Source organism: Rhodococcus sp. 008 (genome assembly GCF_001682295.1).
GTDB lineage: Bacteria > Actinomycetota > Actinomycetes > Mycobacteriales > Mycobacteriaceae > Rhodococcus_F > Rhodococcus_F qingshengii.
The window spans coordinates 2,715,114-2,731,248 of record NZ_CP012749.1 but is presented as its reverse complement, the minus strand read 5'-3'; the positions used below and the strand labels follow the sequence as shown (position 1 = coordinate 2,731,248).

Sequence of the window (16,135 nt, the reverse complement as noted above, 5' to 3'; positions counted from 1 at the left end):
CTTGACCAACAGGTCAACAGGCCGGGTCCACAATCCTGGAGATCACACCCATGTCCCCCGCTGACGCATTCACCACCGGCACTCGCACCATCACCCCGCCCACGAAGCCGGCACCGTCCGACCAGCCTGCGTGGAACACGCAGAAGAACTCGTCGATGCCGACGTTCCGCTACCGCCCGTTCGCCGAAGAGGTCGAGACGGTCACGCTGCCCGACCGCACCTGGCCGGACAAGATCATCGACCGAGCACCCCAGTGGTGTGCCGTTGACCTGCGCGACGGCAACCAGGCGCTGATCGATCCGATGAGCCCGGCGCGCAAGCGTCGTATGTTCGATCTCCTGGTTCGTATGGGCTACAAGGAGATCGAGGTCGGCTTCCCGTCCGCGAGCCAGACGGACTTCGATTTCGTTCGCGAGATCATCGAGGACGGCGCCATCCCGTCCGACGTCACCATCCAGGTGCTGACGCAGTCGCGTCCCGAGCTGATCAAGCGCACGTTCGAGGCCTGTGAAGGTGCCGAGAACGCGATCGTGCACTTCTACAACTCCACCTCGATTCTGCAGCGCCGCGTCGTGTTCCGCGCCGACAAGGACACGATCAAGAAGATCGCCACCGACGCCGCCGAACTGGTCCTCGCCGAGTCGAAGAAGTACCCGGACACGAACTGGCGCTGGGAATACTCGCCCGAGTCCTACACCGGCACCGAGCTCGAGTACGCCAAGGAAGTATGTGACGCCGTCACCGAAACCCTGGGTGCGACGCCGGCCAACCCGGTCATCCTGAACCTGCCCGCCACCGTCGAGATGGCGACACCCAACGTGTATGCCGACTCCATCGAGTGGATGCACCGCAACCTGGCCCGCCGCGATTCGGTCATCCTGTCGCTGCACCCCCACAACGACCGCGGCACGGGTGTCGCTGCAGCCGAGCTGGGCTACCAGGCCGGCGCGGACCGCATCGAAGGCTGCCTGTTCGGCAACGGTGAGCGCACCGGCAACGTCTGCCTGGTCACTCTCGCTCTGAACATGTTCACGCGCGGCGTCGACCCGCAGATCGATTTCTCGAACATCGACGAGATCCGTCGCACGGTCGAGTACTGCAACCAGCTGCCCGTCCACGAGCGTCATCCGTACGGCGGCGACCTGGTCTACACCGCGTTCTCCGGCAGCCACCAGGACGCGATCAACAAGGGCCTCGACGCCATGAAGGTCGACGCCGACAGCCAGAACTCCGACGTCGACGACATTCTCTGGCAGGTCCCCTACCTGCCGATCGACCCGAAGGACGTCGGCCGCAGCTACGAGGCCGTCATCCGTGTGAACTCGCAGTCCGGCAAGGGCGGCGTCGCATACATCATGAAGGCCGATCACGGTCTGGTGCTGCCGCGTCGTCTGCAGGTCGAGTTCTCGCAGTCGGTCCAGAAGATCACCGACGGCGAGGGCGGCGAGGTCTCGCCGAAGGAAATGTGGGATGTCTTCCACGAGGAGTACCTCGCTCCCATCACCCCGCTCGAGCGCATGAAGCAGAAGGTCACCGCGTCCGAGGAGGACGGCGGCACCGATGCGATCACCGCGATCGTCAAGGTGAACGGCAAGGAGCAGGAGATCTCGGGAACCGGCAACGGCCCGCTCGCTGCCTTCGTCGACGCGCTGGGAAGCATCAACTTCGACGTTCGTGTCCTCGACTACTCCGAGCACGCGATGTCCGCCGGTGACGACGCCCAGGCCGCGGCCTACGTCGAGTGCGCCGTGACGGGCCCGGAGGGTCAGAGCACCGTCGTCTGGGGTGTGGGTATCGCCACGTCGATCACGACGGCCTCGCTGCGCGCTGTGGTCTCGGCAGTGAACCGCGCCAGCTGACACTCAGCTCCTGACTCGTGAACAATCCCTGGTCTCACCCGATTTTCGGGTGGGGCCAGGGTCGTTTTCAGAGCACTGAAGATTTTCGGTCGATGTTTTCGATTCGGCATGACATTGGTCCCGAAAGAGTCGGTTAGCGAAGTTAACAAAAAGAATTCACCCATCGAGGATGATGCAGACGCCACGTGCGCGTGAGATAGTCAGCTCAGACAAATCCGACTTGTGAAATGGAGCTCGACAATGGATTCCTTTTGGGACTTCCTCTGGCTGATCATCATCAGCTTCGCGTTCATCGCGTACTTGATCCTGCTCTTCTCGATCATCACCGACCTGTTCCGCGATCACAAGACCTCCGGCTGGGTGAAGGCAATCTGGATCGTCTTCCTGTTCTTCATTCCGCTGCTCACCTCGCTCGTCTACCTGATCGTTCGCAGTGACGGAATGGCACAGCGGTCCCTCGAGGCTGCACAGCAGGTCAAGAACGCACAGGACAGCTACATCCGTGAGGTTGCCGGAAAGTCCCCGGCCGAATCCATCGCAGATGCAAAGGCACTTCTCGACGCCGGCACCATCAGTGAAGAAGAATTCGCAGCACTGAAGGCCAAGGCTCTCGCCTGATACCGGCCCTCACTAAGCGACCCTCACTAAACCGTGAGGATTGCACTACCGAAACGGGAGCGACACTAATCGTGTCGCTCCCGTTTTGTGTTCATTCACCAACAGCTGCCCATTCACCGACAGCCGTTCATTCACCAACGGCCCTTCATTCACCAACGGCCCTTCATTCACCGACGGCCTTCATTCACCGACAGCACGCGCGACGTCACGAAAGGCGTCGAGCACGACTCCGATAGCCGGACTGCGGTTGGCGTGTAACCGAGTTGCCAATTCATAAACTCGTGCAGCGCGCACTCCCGCCACCGGTTTCCTCGAAACTCCGGGATGCGTGATCGCGTATCGCGGCATCAAAGCCACGCCGTGGCCCGCCGCCACCAGCTCTTCGATGACGCGGAAATCGTTTATCCGATGAGCGACGCGAGGCTGGACGCCGGTTACCGACGCAACCGACAGCAGAACGTCGTCGACCGGAAACCCGCCGCGCACGCTTATCCAGTTCTCGTCGGCCAATTGTTCCAGCCGGACCGAATCCTGCTCGGCGAGTGGATGATCAGGCCGCAGCACCAGATCGATCGGTTCACGCATCAGCGGTTGCACGCTGACCCGGGGAAACGACGTCTCGGCTCCGCGTTCGTCACGGTGGGTGAGGATCACATCGTGATCGGCCAACAGTCCAGGGACGGCGGACGCCGGTTTGTCGACGTCGTAGGCGTCGATGTCCACGTCCGAGTTCTTCAGCGCCGTCAGGACACCGGGCAGCAGGAGCGCCGCGCCGGAGGGAAAGAACGCGACCCGCACCTTTCCCCGCGGCGAGCCTCGGTACGACGCCATCTCGTCCGCCGCCCGGTCTAGCGCCGCCACCACGTCGTCGGCGCGAAGCACCAGCGCTCTGCCCGCGTCGGTGAGGCGCAGCGTGCGCCCGTCCGGTTCGAGGAGCGAGACCCCCGCTTCTCGTCCGAGGATCTTGAGTTGTTGCGAGACGGCGGACGGCGTCATCGAGAGGGCGAGAGCAGTAGCGCCGACGGTTCCTCGGTCGGCGAGCTCGCGGAGGATTCGCAGGCGCGTGGCATCCATACGGTGACGAATATCCATGTAGCAAAACTACATGGATAGTGCATCTATATTCGCTTGTTCTGATGCTTCGTAAGGCTCACGATTAACGGCATGACTCCCCGCGACCGTCTCCTCGGCCTGACCGTGATCGTCTTGTGGGGTCTGAACTTCCTGGCCATTCGCGTCGGCCTGGATCATTTCCCGCCATTCTTCTTCGCAGCGCTGCGGTTTCTGATCATCGCGATTCCGGTGGTCATCTTCGTGCCGCGTCCACAGGTGCCGCTCCGTTGGCTGCTGCTCTACGGATTCGGTTTCGGATTCGGCCAGTTCGTCTTCCTCTTCTGGGCGATGCATTCGGGGATGCCGACGGGTCTCGCATCACTTGTCCTGCAGTCGTCAGCACCGTTCACCGTCCTACTCGGCGCTTTCCTGCTCCGCGAGAAGCTCAGCGTCTGGCAGGTCTCCGGTATCGCCGTCGCTGTTGCCGGCATGTCCTTGATCGGCTGGGACCGCTCGCACCACGCGGCACTGCTGCCCGTCATCCTCACGCTCCTCGGCGGCCTGTCCTGGGCGTTCGGCAATCTCGGCAGCCGCTTGGCTGCGGCGAACACCGTCGGCGAGCCTGCACCGATGCGCTTGATGTTGTGGATGTGTGTCATCCCGCCGTTACCGATGCTCGCACTGTCAGCCGTGGTCGAAGGCCCCACAGTCGGCTGGCACGCACTCGGCACCGCATTCAGCGCCGACGCCTGGCCGTCGCTGGTCGGGCTGGCCTACATCATTCTGCTCGGCACCATCGCCGGATCCGGGCTCTGGACGATGCTCATGGGCCGCTATCCCGCCGGCATGGTGGCGCCGCTCTCCTTGCTGGTGCCAGTCGTGGGAATCGGCGCGTCCTGGCTGTTCCTGCACGAGGATCCGAGCCCGTTGTCACTGGTCGGGGCGGTCATCGTGATCGCCGGAGCGAGCGCCGCACAGATGAGACGTAAGCCCGCGAACACTGTTTTCTCGGACACACCTGCAGCCTCACCACCGGCGCGACTCGGCGTCTGACGACGCCCTGTGCCAAACTCGGGCCGTGGGAACTGGACTATCGATCACAGCGCGCGGAAAGCTCGCCATGCGAGCTGCCGCAGCAGCATCTTGGGCATCGCAGAAGGCCGGTCGCGGCAAGGGTTCGATGATCGGCGGGCTGATCGCCCTCAAGATCGACCCGACGCTCATGACTCAGCTCGGACGCGGCAAGCGCACCGTCGTGGTCACCGGCACCAACGGCAAGTCGACGACCACGCGTATGACCGCTGCAGCGCTCGCCACACTCGGTGACGTCGCGACCCAGGCCGACGGCGCCAACATGGATGCCGGGATCGTTGCCGCTCTGGCCGCCCGTACCGATGCGACGTTGGCGGCACTCGAGGTCGACGAACTGCATGTCCCCCACGTAGCCGACGCCGTGAACCCGGAAGTGATCGTGCTGCTCAACCTCAGCCGCGATCAGCTCGACCGGGTCGGCGAGATCAACATGATCGAACGGAAACTGCGCGCGTGCGTCAACGCGCATCCGAATGCGGTGATCGTCGCCAACTGCGACGACGTACTGGTCACCTCCGTGGCATACGACGCCACCAACGTCGTGTGGGTTGCTGCCGGCGGCGGTTGGGCCGGCGATTCCGTCAGCTGCCCGCGCACCGGCGAACCCATCGTGTGGGAGGGAAAGCACTGGCGCAGTACCGGTTCCGACTTCGCGCGGCCCGAGCCGACCTGGTGGCTCGACGACGACAATCTCTACGGCCCCGACGGCCTGAAGATTCCGATGACGTTGACCCTCCCCGGAAAAGCCAACCGCGGCAACGCAGCTCAGGCCGTAGCGGCTGCAGCGGCTTTGGGTGCAGATCCGGTCGGGGCAGTTGCCGCCGCATCGACGGTTCAAGAAGTCGCAGGTCGATACAGCACCGTCGAGGTCGGACCGCACTCCGTTCACATGCTGCTCGCGAAGAATCCCGCCGGCTGGCAGGAAGCGCTGTCGATGATCGATCCCACGGTGGACGGTCTGGTCATCGCGGTGAACGGTCAGGTGCCGGACGGCGAGGACCTCTCCTGGCTGTGGGACGTGAAGTTCGAGCACTTCGAAGGTGTCAAGGTAGTGGCCGCCGGTGAACGCGGAACAGATCTGGCAGTTCGCCTCACGTACGCGGGCGTCGAGCACACTCTCGACCCGGACCCGTTGCGCGCCATCGCTTCCTGCCCCCCCGGACGTGTGGAGGTACTGGCGAACTACACGGCCTTCCGTGACCTCAACACTGCCATCGCGAAGGAGTCTCGCAATGTCTGACTCGACAGTTCGCATCGGTCTGGTACTCCCCGACGTCATGGGCACCTACGGCGACGGCGGCAATGCCCTGATCCTGCGTCAGCGTCTACGGATGCGCGGCTACGACGCCGAAATCGTGGACATCACCCTCAGCGATCCGGTCCCCGATTCGCTCGACGTGTACACGTTGGGTGGCGCCGAGGATTCCGCTCAGCGCCTCGCCACGCGTCACCTCGCGAAATACCCTGGCCTGCAACGTGCCGCCGAGCGCGGCGCACCGGTTCTGGCGATCTGCGCTGCCATTCAGGTGCTCGGCAACTGGTACGAAACCTCCAGCGGCGAACGCGTCGACGGTGTCTCGATGCTCGACGTCACGACCTCGCCGCAGGAGAAGCGTTCCATCGGCGAAGTCATCACGAAGCCGTTGATCGACGGACTCACCGCGCCCCTCTCAGGTTTCGAGAACCATCGCGGCGGAACAACTCTGGGTAGCTCAGCCTCTGGATTCGCACGTGTCACCCATGGTGTCGGAAACGGCGTCGGCGACGGATTCGAAGGCGTCGTGCAGGGTTCGGTGATCGGGACGTACATGCACGGACCCGCTTTGGCTCGCAACCCCGAACTCGCGGACCTCCTGCTCATGCGCGCCTTGGGTGTGAACGAGCTTGAACCCCTGCATCTGCCCGAGGTCGACAAGCTCCGCAAGGAGCGACTCGCGATTCGCTGAGCCAGTGTCGTCCGTTCGGACGACTGTTGACCGGCCACGTCAGCTCGTAGCCTCGTTCCATGCGTCTTCGTGTGGCGATCTGTATTGCGGCGACTGCGATCATTGCCGTCGGGTGTTCGACGCAGGGCAGTGGCGGGCCCAAAGAAGCAGGCGGGACCCAGCAGGTAAGTGTCACTGCTGATCCGGCTTCAGAAGCGAGCGCAACGGCGCCTACCGTCATCGTGCTGGACGCCTCGGGGTCGATGAAGCAGGACGACGCTCCCGGTCCTCGAATCGATGCCGCCAAGAACGCGATTCACACTCTCGTCAGTGGCCTCCCAGACGATGCTGCGCTCGGTCTGATCGCGTACGGCACCGCCACGGGTAGCAGCGACGCCGAGAAGGTCGCGGGTTGCCGCGACATCAAGACCGTCGTGCCACTCGGACCACTCGATCGAAATGCATTCGCAGCGGGAATCGACGGGTTGTCCGCGTCGGGATACACGCCGATCATGGCTGCGCTTCAACAAGCCGCCGCCGCACTCCCCGCCGATGGTGAGCGCACGATCATCCTCGTCTCCGACGGGGAGGACACCTGCTCGACCGAACCTCCGTGTGAGTCCACCGAAGCGATGCCCCACGATCCTGACCTGACCATCCACACCATCGGATTCAAGCTCGACGCCGCTGCGTCCGCCCAGCTGAAGTGCATCGCCGACGCAACCGGGGGCATGGCGATCGACGCTGCCAACGCGGCGCAACTCACCGCACGGCTGGCGGTTGCCTCGGATCCCGAATCCGCACGGGAGCGACTCTCCACCAGCGGCTTCCGCAACCTTCGGATCGGCATGACGGAGGAGGAAACGCGGAAAGCCGCCGGCGACCTTGCGCCGGTATCGAAGACCGGAACAGTGGTCGTCCAGTGGCAGGACTGCGAATTGACCTTCACCGACGGCGTTCTCGTCGAAATCGCGCCCCGGACCGGCGCTGCCACACTGGACGGACTGACCGTCGGCCAGAAGATGCAGCGTGCCGCCGAACTTTACGGTCCCTTCACTGCCACACCCAATTCCGACGGGGAATCGGTCGCAGTCTTTCCGGCCGACACCGAAGCGGGAACCGGCTATCGCATCACCTTCACACCCGAAGGCAAGAAGGCGGATGAGGGAACGATCACCCGCATAGTCCTCTGCCGATGCTTGCCTGCGACTGCGGGATCATCGGCAGGCGGTACCCCGACCGAGATCGTGAATCTTGTTGCCGTCGACGGTTCCGGCAAACCCAAATCCGGTTGGAGCGTCCAAACGCCGGCCATGAAGATCAGCGAGTGCTACGCAGCATCACAGTCGGCTGTCACGCCGGGAGTCATCACCTGCGGAAGCACCGCAGACGGGGCGGACGCGTGTTGGCCCGGTCCGGAGCCCGATTCGATTCTCTGCCTGCAATTTCCCTGGGGAACAGAACTGATCACCGCTCGGGGAGTCGACGGCGTCGAGGCCTATCCGCCGCCCGCCGACCCGACTCCCTTCGGGCTCGAACTCGAGAACGGTCTTCTCTGCCGCGTCCGACACGGCGGTTCGTGGCCATCTACCGAATCCGACCCCCGTCTGGCGGGCGCCTACTCCTGCCGAGGGCAAGGGGCGGATACCCCCATCGTGTGGTCCGAAAGCAGCTATCCGATAGATCGTTCCGAAGATCGGTGGACCGTGCTGGTCGGACCGTCGAAGGGACCGTTGGAAACCGTCGCCGTCACCAAGGCGATATTCCTTGCCGCCGAATGAGCGCTCAGACAGTTTCGGATTTGCCCTCGGTCAGAATCAGTTCCACGGCTAACAGCGCAGCGCAGGCCAGTCCCGCGACCAGCTCGGGCACCGCGGTGTAGGTACCACCGAGCACGACGACTATCGCGACCGAGAACGGCACGAGGGTGCGTACCGAGGAGTCGTGTAGTCGAATGTGGATGAACCACAAGGCGGCAAGGATGACCGCGACCGGAACGGTGACGGCAGCACCCGTCACCAACGCGCTGCCGTCACCGTGATGAGTCCAGAAGTCGACGCGCGAGGCCAACCCCGCACCGATGGCGGCAGCGGCGGCGAAGATGAAGTAGTGACCGAACCCCCAGACGAAGGGTGAGACGTTGTCACCGCCGATCACTTCGCCTGCATTGCGTTGGAAGTACAACCACCACAGGCTGAAGACAATCAGAATGCCGCCGATCACGACGTAGGTGACCTGCGCTGCCGGATGCTCACCGTCGACCGCGTCCTGAATCGCGATGGTGGTCGAAAGGATCGTCTCGCCCAGAACGATGATGAAGAACAACGAGTACCGCTCCGCGATGTGATGCGGGTGCCACGGCGTCATGCCCGGCTTCTCCGACCAGATCGGTACCGCGAATTCGCACAGAACCAACACCAGGAACGTCGGGACGTAAACGGCGGACGGCACGAAGTAGAAACCGATCCAACCGATCTGGACCAACACGATTCCGAGAGCGTATCGACGCGCCGTGAGCGCATGCTCGGGGTCGTTCCGCGAGACCCTGAGCCATTGGATGACCAGTGCTATTCGCATGATGACGTAGCCGACGATGATCAGCAGGGCGTCGTCGTTGAAGAAGCGGACGATGCCGGCTGCAAGGACCAGCGATCCGAGGATCTGGAATATGGTCAGCAGCCGGGCGATTCCGTCGTCGTTGTCGTACGCCGAGGTGAACCACGTGAAATTCAGCCACGTCCACCAGATCGCGAAAAACGCCATCGCGAAGTGCCCGACGCCCGAAGCCACGTGCCCTTCGCTGATCGCGTGGTGCAGGCCGGTGGCCGCTTGAGCGACCGCCACGACGAAGCAGAGGTCGGTGAGCAGTTCGAGCGGCGTCGCCACCCGGTGCGGCTCGTGCGGGTCCCGCGGAACCAACGGCCTGATGAACGAACTGGTGCGATTCACGAAGGGCAGAGTAGCGCGATGATTGCCGACGCGCTGCCCGTGACTGGAACCTGTCGTCTCAGATATTCACGCCGACGCCCCGATCTGGGCTCGGATCTCCAACTGATCGGCGAGTTCGGCGCCTATCGCCCCCGCGCTCCCCAAAGTGAAGGCGATCTGCCGTCCCCACAGGAAATAGCGGTGAATCGGATAGTCGACATCCGCGCCGATTCCGCCGTGCATGTGCTGGGTCGCGTGCACCACGCGCAAACCGCCGCGCGACGCCCACCATTTGGCGACCAGCGCAGCCGCTTCCGCTTCACTCTCGACTCCGCTGTCCATCAGCCAGGCAGCGCGGTGGGTGGTCAATCTTGTGCTCTCGGTGTCGAGGTACGCGTCGGCGGCCCGGACGGCAACTGCCTGGTTGGTCGAGAGTGGACGTCCGAATTGCACTCGCTCGGAGGTGTATTTCGCCGTCATCGCCAGCGCTTCCTCGCAGACGCCGGTAGCCAGGGCCGCCAGAGCGACCCGCGCACGTCGTAACGTCCAGTCTCGAACCACCGCGCCGTCCGCGGGAAGTGCGTCAGCTGCAGTAACCGCAACCCCGTCGAACTGCACAGCGCTGTTGCTCTCGCGGTTCGTCACCGCAAGCGGTGTACGCACCAGCGCGTCCCGGTCCGTCGGCACGATCATCACGGTGACACTGCCGTCCGGCATCGTCACCGGAACCACCAGTGCGGCAGCGAACTCGGCGGCCGGTACGGAGTCGACGTGGCCCGACAGCACCCAGCCGTCAGGAGCCGGCTCGGCGCGAACTGCCGTCTCGGCGTTGTAGCCGGTGTCGAAGGCGCCGGTGACGATCACCGAGCCGTCGAGCAGTCCCGGAAGCCACGACGCTTTCTGCTCCGTACTGCCGAACTCGGCAATCGGCAGCGCTGCCGTCGAAATCACCGACCAGAGCGGCACCTGGGCGACCCGGCGGCCTTGTTGTTCGAGCACCGCTGCCAGGCCTAGCATTCCGAGTCCCGCTCCCCCGACTTCCTCTGGCAGAGGAATTCCCAGAACGTCGGAGTCGGCGAGGAGCTTCCACAGTTCGGCGTCGAAACCGCCGGCGCCCTCCACTTCCCGCAGGCGGTCCACTCCGGACTTCGCCGAGAAGATCGATTCACTCAGATCCCGCACGGCGGACAAGTTGTCGTCGAATTCGAATTCCATGTCAGCTCTTTTCGTTCTGTGCAGCGGGCCGGCGACGCGCAGCAAGCGCCATGCCCAGACATTTTGCGGCGACAATTTCACGCATCACTTCGTTGGTACCACCGCCGAAGGTGTTGTTCTGGGCGCGTCGACCCAGGTTCTCGACCCGCCCTTCCAATACCGCTCCGGGTGTGCCGGGGCGCAGTAAGCCCTTGGCGCCCAGCACTTCCTGCAGCATGCCGTACGCACTGACGACGGCTTCGGTACCGAAGATCTTGGCCGCGGCCGAATCCCCGCCGCCCAAGGTGTTGGCGGCGACGTCCGCCACCAGTCGCAGGTTCATCAGGTCGGCAGCACTGAGCAGCGCGTAGACTTCCGCCAATTTCTCACGTACCCAGCCGATGTCGTAGACGTGGCCGTCACCGGCGGGCTCCGTCTTTGCCCACTCGACCACCTCGGCGAAGAGTTCGTTGGCGATGCCACCGCGTGCGGCCAGGGCAACACGTTCGTGGTTGAGCTGGTTGGTGATGAGCTTCCACCCTTGATTGAGCTCACCGACGACATTGGTGATCGGTACCCGAACATCTTCGTAATAGGTGGCCGAAGTGCTGATTCCACCCACGGTGTGAATTTCGGTGACCGAGAAACCCGGCGAGCTGGTCGGCACCAGGACCACGGAAATACCCTGATGCGTCGGCGCGTCAGGATCAGTACGAACGGCAAGCCAGACCCAGTCGGCAAACACACCGGCACTGGTGAAGATCTTGTTGCCGTTGATGACAAGCTCGTCACCCTCGATGCGGGCGCGTGTTTCGAGTGCCGCGAGGTCGGTGCCCGCATTGGGTTCGGTGTAGCCAATGGCAAAGATCAACTCGCCCGCCAGGATCGGACGCAGGAAGAAGTCCTTCTGAGCTTGCGTCCCGTGCTTGATCAGAGCGGGTCCGACGGTGTTCAGCGTGACCAGCGACAGCGGCGCATTGGCGCGAATCACCTCGTCGTAGAACACGTACAGAGCTTCGGGGTTCTCGCCCCGACCGCCGAATTCCTCCGGCCACCCCAAGCCCAGCCAACCGTCTTTACCCATCCGGCGCAGGATGCGATCGAAGACGGGGCCGCCTTCGGTCTGATCCACGAGAGCACGGCGGTCTTCGTCGTTGATGATCTCCGCGAAGTACGCCCGCAATTCCTTGCGCAGAGTCTTCGACTCCTCCGACAAATCCAAGTACATGGTGAAACTCCTAAGATCTACGAACGCGGCAGGCCGAGTACGCGCTGCGCGATGACGTTGAGTTGAATTTCGACGGTTCCGCCGCCGAACAGAATCGAGGGAAGTCCGATGTGGTCTATCGCGTAATTCGCCGACGGGTCGACAACGGCGGCACGAGGACCGAGCAGTCGCAACAGATCCCGCGAGCCCTCACGCTGCGCCAGGGCGTTGTACACCTTCGACACGCTGATCTCGGAGCCCGGTTCCTGACCCGCCAGTCGCGCCGACACCCCGCGTAGATTCATCGCGGACAGTGCCAACTCACGAGAGATACTGCGGCCGAGGCCCTCCACTGCGTCTTCGCGAGGGCAGTCGTGGCTCGCGTCGGCAATAACCTGACGGAACAGCCGACTCGAACCGTGGTGCAGCGTGCTGCCCATACTCAGGCGTTCGTTGGACAGCGTTGTCGCAGCAAGCTTCCACCCTTGCCCCGGCTCCGCCACCAGGCAGTCGTCCGGGACGAAGACGTCGTCGAGGAATACCTCGTTGAACTCCGACTTACCGGTGGCTTGTTTCAGCGGACGTACGTCGATGCCTTTCGAGGTCATGTCGACCAGGAAGTACGACAGCCCACGATGTTTCGGAGCGTCGGCGTCCGAACGCGCCAGGCATACTCCCCAATCGGCCTCGTGCGCGCCCGAGTTCCACACTTTCTGACCCGACAGGACCCAGCCACCGTCGACCTTGCGCGCTTTCGTGCTCAGACCGGCCAGGTCTGATCCCGCGTCCGGCTCACTGAACAGCTGGCACCAGATGATGTCGGCGCGCAGCGAAGGCTCGACGAACCTGTCCTGCTGCTCGGCGTTGCCGTGTTCGAGAATCGTGGGCAGCACCCATTCCCCGATCACCGTGGACGGTTGAGCCCAACCTCGCATCGCGAATTCGTGTGCGATGACGGCCTGTTCTCTCGGTCCTGCTCCCAGCCCGTACGGCGCCCGATAGTGCGGGGCAACCAGTTTGGCGTCGGCAAATCGGGCGCGTCGAGCGCTCCCCTTGGCCGGCGCCCAACTGGCGCTGGTGGTTCCGTCGTCGGGCAGCAGCGCAACCTCGTCCAGAACCCTGCGAACCTGCTCTCGTAGTTCAGGCAGCATGTCCGGGTCGACAAAGGAGAAATCCCGTTCCGAATCGGCAGACCGGTCTCCCAACGTGTGTGCCCACTTCACCTCGGAACCCGCCACCGCAGCGATACTGATTGCCCGGCGCCAGTACAGATGCGCGTCATGCTCCCAGGTGAATCCGATTCCGCCGAGCAACGTGACACATTCGAGGGCGTTCTCGATGCCGACGGGCAAAGCGGCCAACGCAGCTTGAGCCGAGACAAGTCTGTGCTGATCCTCGTCGTGCTCTTCGGACCGAGCGGCGTCCCACGCTGCGGCACAGGCAATCTCGGAGCGGACCAGCATCATGGCCGCCTTGTGCTGAACTGCCTGGAAGCTTCCGACCGGACGGCCGAACTGCTTCCGGGACTTCACGTAGTCGACCGCGGTGCGTAGCGCCCACCCGGCGATACCGCTCGCCTCCGCAGCCAACACCGTGTTGACGATCAGTTCGACTCGGTGCGCCTGGAGACCCTCGACGATCAGCCCAGCGTCGACCTTGTGATCGGTCAACGTCAGCGTCCCGATCGAGCGTGTCAGATCCACTCCGTCTTCGACCTCCACCGCAGCGGAAGACGACTGCTCGAGCCGGAACCACAACTCGCCGTCGTCGCTGTTCGCTTGCACGAGAACGACATCGGCTCCGGGCAGACCTAGAGCCGGGTCGGCAGAACCGCTCACGGTCCACCCTGCATCGCTGCGAGCCGCGCGCAATCCCACGCCGGTGCAGACTGCTCCGGTTGCACCGGCAGCCAATTCGGTCAGCATTGATTCCGCAGCCGGGCCGGCAGCTTTTGCGAGGATCCCACTGGCGATGACCGTCGGAACGTACGGTCCCGGGTAAAGCGCATCACCCAATTGCTCGACTACCACCGCCAGTTCGGCAAGACCTGCCCCGTCACCGCCGTACTGCTCCGGCAGGTGCACTGCGTGCAGTCCCTGACGGACCAATCCATCCCACGAGTCCGGCCGATCACCGGCGGCGTACCGCTTGACGTTGCTGCGCGTGTCGGCGATTCCACCGAAGCGGTTCGCGAATGCGGCTACCGCTTCCGCCAGGTCACGGTGATCTTCGAGCAGGGGCAGTGCCATGGCAGGTTCCTCAATCTTCGGTTCTTGTCAGATGCGTTCGAGAATCAGGCAGGTGGTTGCGGCGGACGCGCAGATCGCGATCAGTGCGATGGACTTGTCCCGGCGCTCCAGTTCGTCGATGACATTGGCCAACAGTCTGATTCCGGTTGCACCGGCCGGGTGGCCCAGTGCGATCGCACCACCGTTGACGTTCAGCAATTCGGGATCGACGCCGTGAACCTGCGCGAACGACATCGGTACCGAAGCAAATGCCTCGTTGACCTCGAACAGGTCGATGTCGTCGATCGTCAGACCGGTGCGTCCGAGCACGATGTTTGCCGCGTCCACGGGGCCGTCGAGCATGAACTCGATGTCTCCGCCGATGACGCACTGCGCCAATATCTTTGCCCGCGGCCGCACGCCGAGCATCCTGGCTCGATCCTCGGACATCAGCAGAGCGGCACTCGCACCGTCCGAGACCTGCGAAGACGTTCCAGCGGTGTGCAATCCGCCCTCTTGAACGGTCCGCAGTTTCGCGAGTCCTTCGAGACTCGATTCGCGCAGACCCTGATCCCGATGGACCGGAGCGTCAGAGCCCGGGGCGACCACATCGATGATGTGCGAGTCGAAGCGTCCTGCCTCCCATGCTGCTGCGGCTCGCTGCTGCGAGCGCAGCCCGAAGGAGTCGAGATCCTCGCGGCCGAAACCGCGCTTGACAGCAATCCGATCGGCCGCGGTGTACTGATCGACGGTATCGAGTGACCACGACTCCGGACGTGGTGTTCCGAGGCCGGTACCCACCTTGTAGGTGAGTGGTGCCCGCGACATCAGTTCCACACCGCACGCCACACCCACGTCGACTGCACCGATGGCAATCTGCCCGGCAATCAACTGCACCGATTGCTGCGCGGTTCCGCACTGCGCGTCGATCGTGGTGCAGCCCGCTTTCAACGGAAGGCCCGCATGCATCCAGGACGTACGCACGATGTTTCCGAACTGCTCACCGAGAGGCGTCACACAGCCGCCGATGACCTGGTCGACCGCGTCAGGATCCACGCCCACCCGATCCAGCACGCCCCTCTGCGCATAACCCAACAGTTCCGCCGCGTGGACTCCGGACAGCCAACCCTCACGCTTGCCGAACGGCGTTCGTGCTGCGTCCACGATGACGGGCTTCATGCCAACTCCTCGGTTCGTAATGCCGGGTTCTCCGGTAATGCCGTTCCGTCCAGACCACGCACGGTAAGGGACCACTCGTCGATCAGGTCCAAGCTGACGCTCGAGCGCGCGGTGAACTCGGTGTCGCAATCACACAGCGCTGTGACCGCTTCCACCATTTCTTCCATAGATTCGACCTGATCCGGCCGGATAGTCTCACCGACCAGGACCCTGGCGCCCTCACTGAGCACCGCTGCCCGCGGTTGAACCGTGTTGACGCGAACCCCCTGGCCGTAGAGTTCCACGCCCATGCCGTTGCTCATCCTGTTGAGCGCTGCTTTGGACGCGCCGTACACGGTCATGGCAGTTCCCGGTTCGACCCACGTGAACGGCGGGCCATGCCACGGTTTGACGGTGCCACTGGACACGTTCACGATCCAGCCGTATCCGTTTGCCACCATCCCCGGCACCACGGCTTGCATCAGATCGAGCGGTGCATGGACATTTGCCTCGAACATCAACCGTCGCCGCCGCAGTGGGTAATCCGAGAGCGGCTGATAGATCGCCGCTGCCGCGTTGTTCACCAGGATGTCTATAGTCCCGCCAAGCTTCTCGATCGCCAGCGGCACAACGGTGTCGCGCTGCTGCTCGTCCGTCAGATCTGCGACAACTATCTCGACTTTGTTTCCGTACTTGGCAATTCGAGCCGCAGTCTCTTCGAGACTGCCCGGCAGGGTTGCGTGTGCACCGAGCGTCCGGGCCACGAGAGCGACGTCAGCACCTTCCGCTGCCAGCCTCTCTGCGACGCCTGCACCGATTCCGCGGCTGGAACCGGTGACAAGCGCTCGGCGTCCTTCGAAGCGATCGGTCATG

Annotated in this window: 13 protein-coding genes; 6 read left to right on the top strand and 7 right to left on the bottom strand. The window is 63.6% G+C overall.

The features are described from left to right. Window positions 1-50 precede the first annotated feature (50 nt). Window positions 51-1,859, top strand: a complete 1,809-nt coding sequence (gene leuA / locus AOT96_RS12775; protein ID WP_003943488.1) for a 2-isopropylmalate synthase — start codon at window positions 51-53, stop codon at window positions 1,857-1,859. A gap of 240 nt (window positions 1,860-2,099) precedes the next feature. Continuing rightward, the gene (locus tag AOT96_RS12770) at window positions 2,100-2,477 is read left to right on the top strand and encodes an SHOCT domain-containing protein (RefSeq protein ID WP_003943489.1); all 378 of its coding nucleotides are present in this window, start codon (window positions 2,100-2,102) and stop codon (window positions 2,475-2,477) included. A 180-nt stretch (window positions 2,478-2,657) separates the two neighbouring features. Here the strand turns inward: AOT96_RS12770 and AOT96_RS12765 are convergent, their stop codons facing one another. After that, window positions 2,658-3,551 (bottom strand): LysR family transcriptional regulator, encoded by an 894-nt coding sequence (locus AOT96_RS12765; protein ID WP_003943476.1) that lies wholly within the window; start codon window positions 3,549-3,551, stop codon window positions 2,658-2,660. Between the two features lie 90 nt (window positions 3,552-3,641). Here AOT96_RS12765 and AOT96_RS12760 point away from each other — a divergent pair, with 90 nt between their 5' ends. Genes AOT96_RS12760 through AOT96_RS12745 form a run of 4 tightly spaced genes read left to right on the top strand, consistent with a single transcriptional unit; the run spans window position 3,642 to window position 8,328 of the window. Further along, window positions 3,642-4,583, top strand: a complete 942-nt coding sequence (locus tag AOT96_RS12760) for an EamA family transporter (RefSeq protein WP_058038234.1) — start codon at window positions 3,642-3,644, stop codon at window positions 4,581-4,583. Between the two features lie 25 nt (window positions 4,584-4,608). Then, the gene (locus AOT96_RS12755; protein ID WP_003943457.1) at window positions 4,609-5,862 is read left to right on the top strand and encodes a Mur ligase family protein; all 1,254 of its coding nucleotides are present in this window, start codon (window positions 4,609-4,611) and stop codon (window positions 5,860-5,862) included. Next, entirely contained in the window at window positions 5,855-6,568 is a 714-nt protein-coding gene (locus AOT96_RS12750; RefSeq protein WP_007731510.1) for a type 1 glutamine amidotransferase, read from the top strand. Before AOT96_RS12755 ends, AOT96_RS12750 begins: the two co-directional genes overlap by 8 nt. Window positions 6,569-6,627: 59 nt before the next feature. After that, window positions 6,628-8,328 carry a vWA domain-containing protein gene (locus AOT96_RS12745; RefSeq protein WP_065351819.1) on the top strand — a complete coding sequence of 567 codons (1,701 nt, stop codon included), beginning with the start codon at window positions 6,628-6,630 and terminating at the stop codon, window positions 8,326-8,328. A gap of 4 nt (window positions 8,329-8,332) precedes the next feature. Here the strand turns inward: AOT96_RS12745 and AOT96_RS12740 are convergent, their stop codons facing one another. From AOT96_RS12740 to AOT96_RS12715, 6 genes are all read right to left on the bottom strand, one after another. After that, the gene (locus tag AOT96_RS12740; protein WP_030535704.1) at window positions 8,333-9,496 is read right to left on the bottom strand and encodes a low temperature requirement protein A; all 1,164 of its coding nucleotides are present in this window, start codon (window positions 9,494-9,496) and stop codon (window positions 8,333-8,335) included. 66 nt (window positions 9,497-9,562) lie between these two features. Beyond that, the gene (locus tag AOT96_RS12735; protein ID WP_058227094.1) at window positions 9,563-10,690 is read right to left on the bottom strand and encodes an acyl-CoA dehydrogenase family protein; all 1,128 of its coding nucleotides are present in this window, start codon (window positions 10,688-10,690) and stop codon (window positions 9,563-9,565) included. Between the two features lies 1 nt (window position 10,691). Then, on the bottom strand, window positions 10,692-11,897 hold the full coding sequence (locus AOT96_RS12730) for an acyl-CoA dehydrogenase family protein (protein WP_047271591.1): 1,206 nt from the start codon (window positions 11,895-11,897) through the stop codon (window positions 10,692-10,694). A gap of 17 nt (window positions 11,898-11,914) precedes the next feature. After that, on the bottom strand, window positions 11,915-14,125 hold the full coding sequence (locus AOT96_RS12725) for an acyl-CoA dehydrogenase (protein WP_065351818.1): 2,211 nt from the start codon (window positions 14,123-14,125) through the stop codon (window positions 11,915-11,917). Window positions 14,126-14,152: 27 nt separating this feature from the next. Continuing rightward, entirely contained in the window at window positions 14,153-15,283 is a 1,131-nt protein-coding gene (locus tag AOT96_RS12720) for a steroid 3-ketoacyl-CoA thiolase (protein ID WP_054188603.1), read from the bottom strand. Continuing rightward, complete coding sequence (locus tag AOT96_RS12715) at window positions 15,280-16,134, bottom strand: SDR family NAD(P)-dependent oxidoreductase (protein ID WP_065351817.1); 855 nt, start codon at window positions 16,132-16,134, stop codon at window positions 15,280-15,282. Before AOT96_RS12715 ends, AOT96_RS12720 begins: the two co-directional genes overlap by 4 nt. Between the last annotated feature and the right edge of the window lies 1 nt (window position 16,135).

Bases quoted from the DNA above. Each gene is read 5' to 3' on its own strand.
- leuA (WP_003943488.1), top strand. From the start codon at position 51: ATGTCCCCCGCTGACGCATTCACCACCGGCACTCGCACCATCACCCCG.
- AOT96_RS12770 (WP_003943489.1), top strand. From the start codon at position 2,100: ATGGATTCCTTTTGGGACTTCCTCTGGCTGATCATCATCAGCTTCGCG.
- AOT96_RS12765 (WP_003943476.1), bottom strand. From the start codon at position 3,551: ATGGATGCCACGCGCCTGCGAATCCTCCGCGAGCTCGCCGACCGAGGA.
- AOT96_RS12760 (WP_058038234.1), top strand. From the start codon at position 3,642: ATGACTCCCCGCGACCGTCTCCTCGGCCTGACCGTGATCGTCTTGTGG.
- AOT96_RS12750 (WP_007731510.1), top strand. From the start codon at position 5,855: ATGTCTGACTCGACAGTTCGCATCGGTCTGGTACTCCCCGACGTCATG.
- AOT96_RS12745 (WP_065351819.1), top strand. From the start codon at position 6,628: ATGCGTCTTCGTGTGGCGATCTGTATTGCGGCGACTGCGATCATTGCC.
- AOT96_RS12735 (WP_058227094.1), bottom strand. From the start codon at position 10,690: ATGGAATTCGAATTCGACGACAACTTGTCCGCCGTGCGGGATCTGAGT.
- AOT96_RS12730 (WP_047271591.1), bottom strand. From the start codon at position 11,897: ATGTACTTGGATTTGTCGGAGGAGTCGAAGACTCTGCGCAAGGAATTG.
- AOT96_RS12725 (WP_065351818.1), bottom strand. From the start codon at position 14,125: ATGGCACTGCCCCTGCTCGAAGATCACCGTGACCTGGCGGAAGCGGTA.
- AOT96_RS12720 (WP_054188603.1), bottom strand. From the start codon at position 15,283: ATGAAGCCCGTCATCGTGGACGCAGCACGAACGCCGTTCGGCAAGCGT.
- AOT96_RS12715 (WP_065351817.1), bottom strand. From the start codon at position 16,134: ATGACCGATCGCTTCGAAGGACGCCGAGCGCTTGTCACCGGTTCCAGC.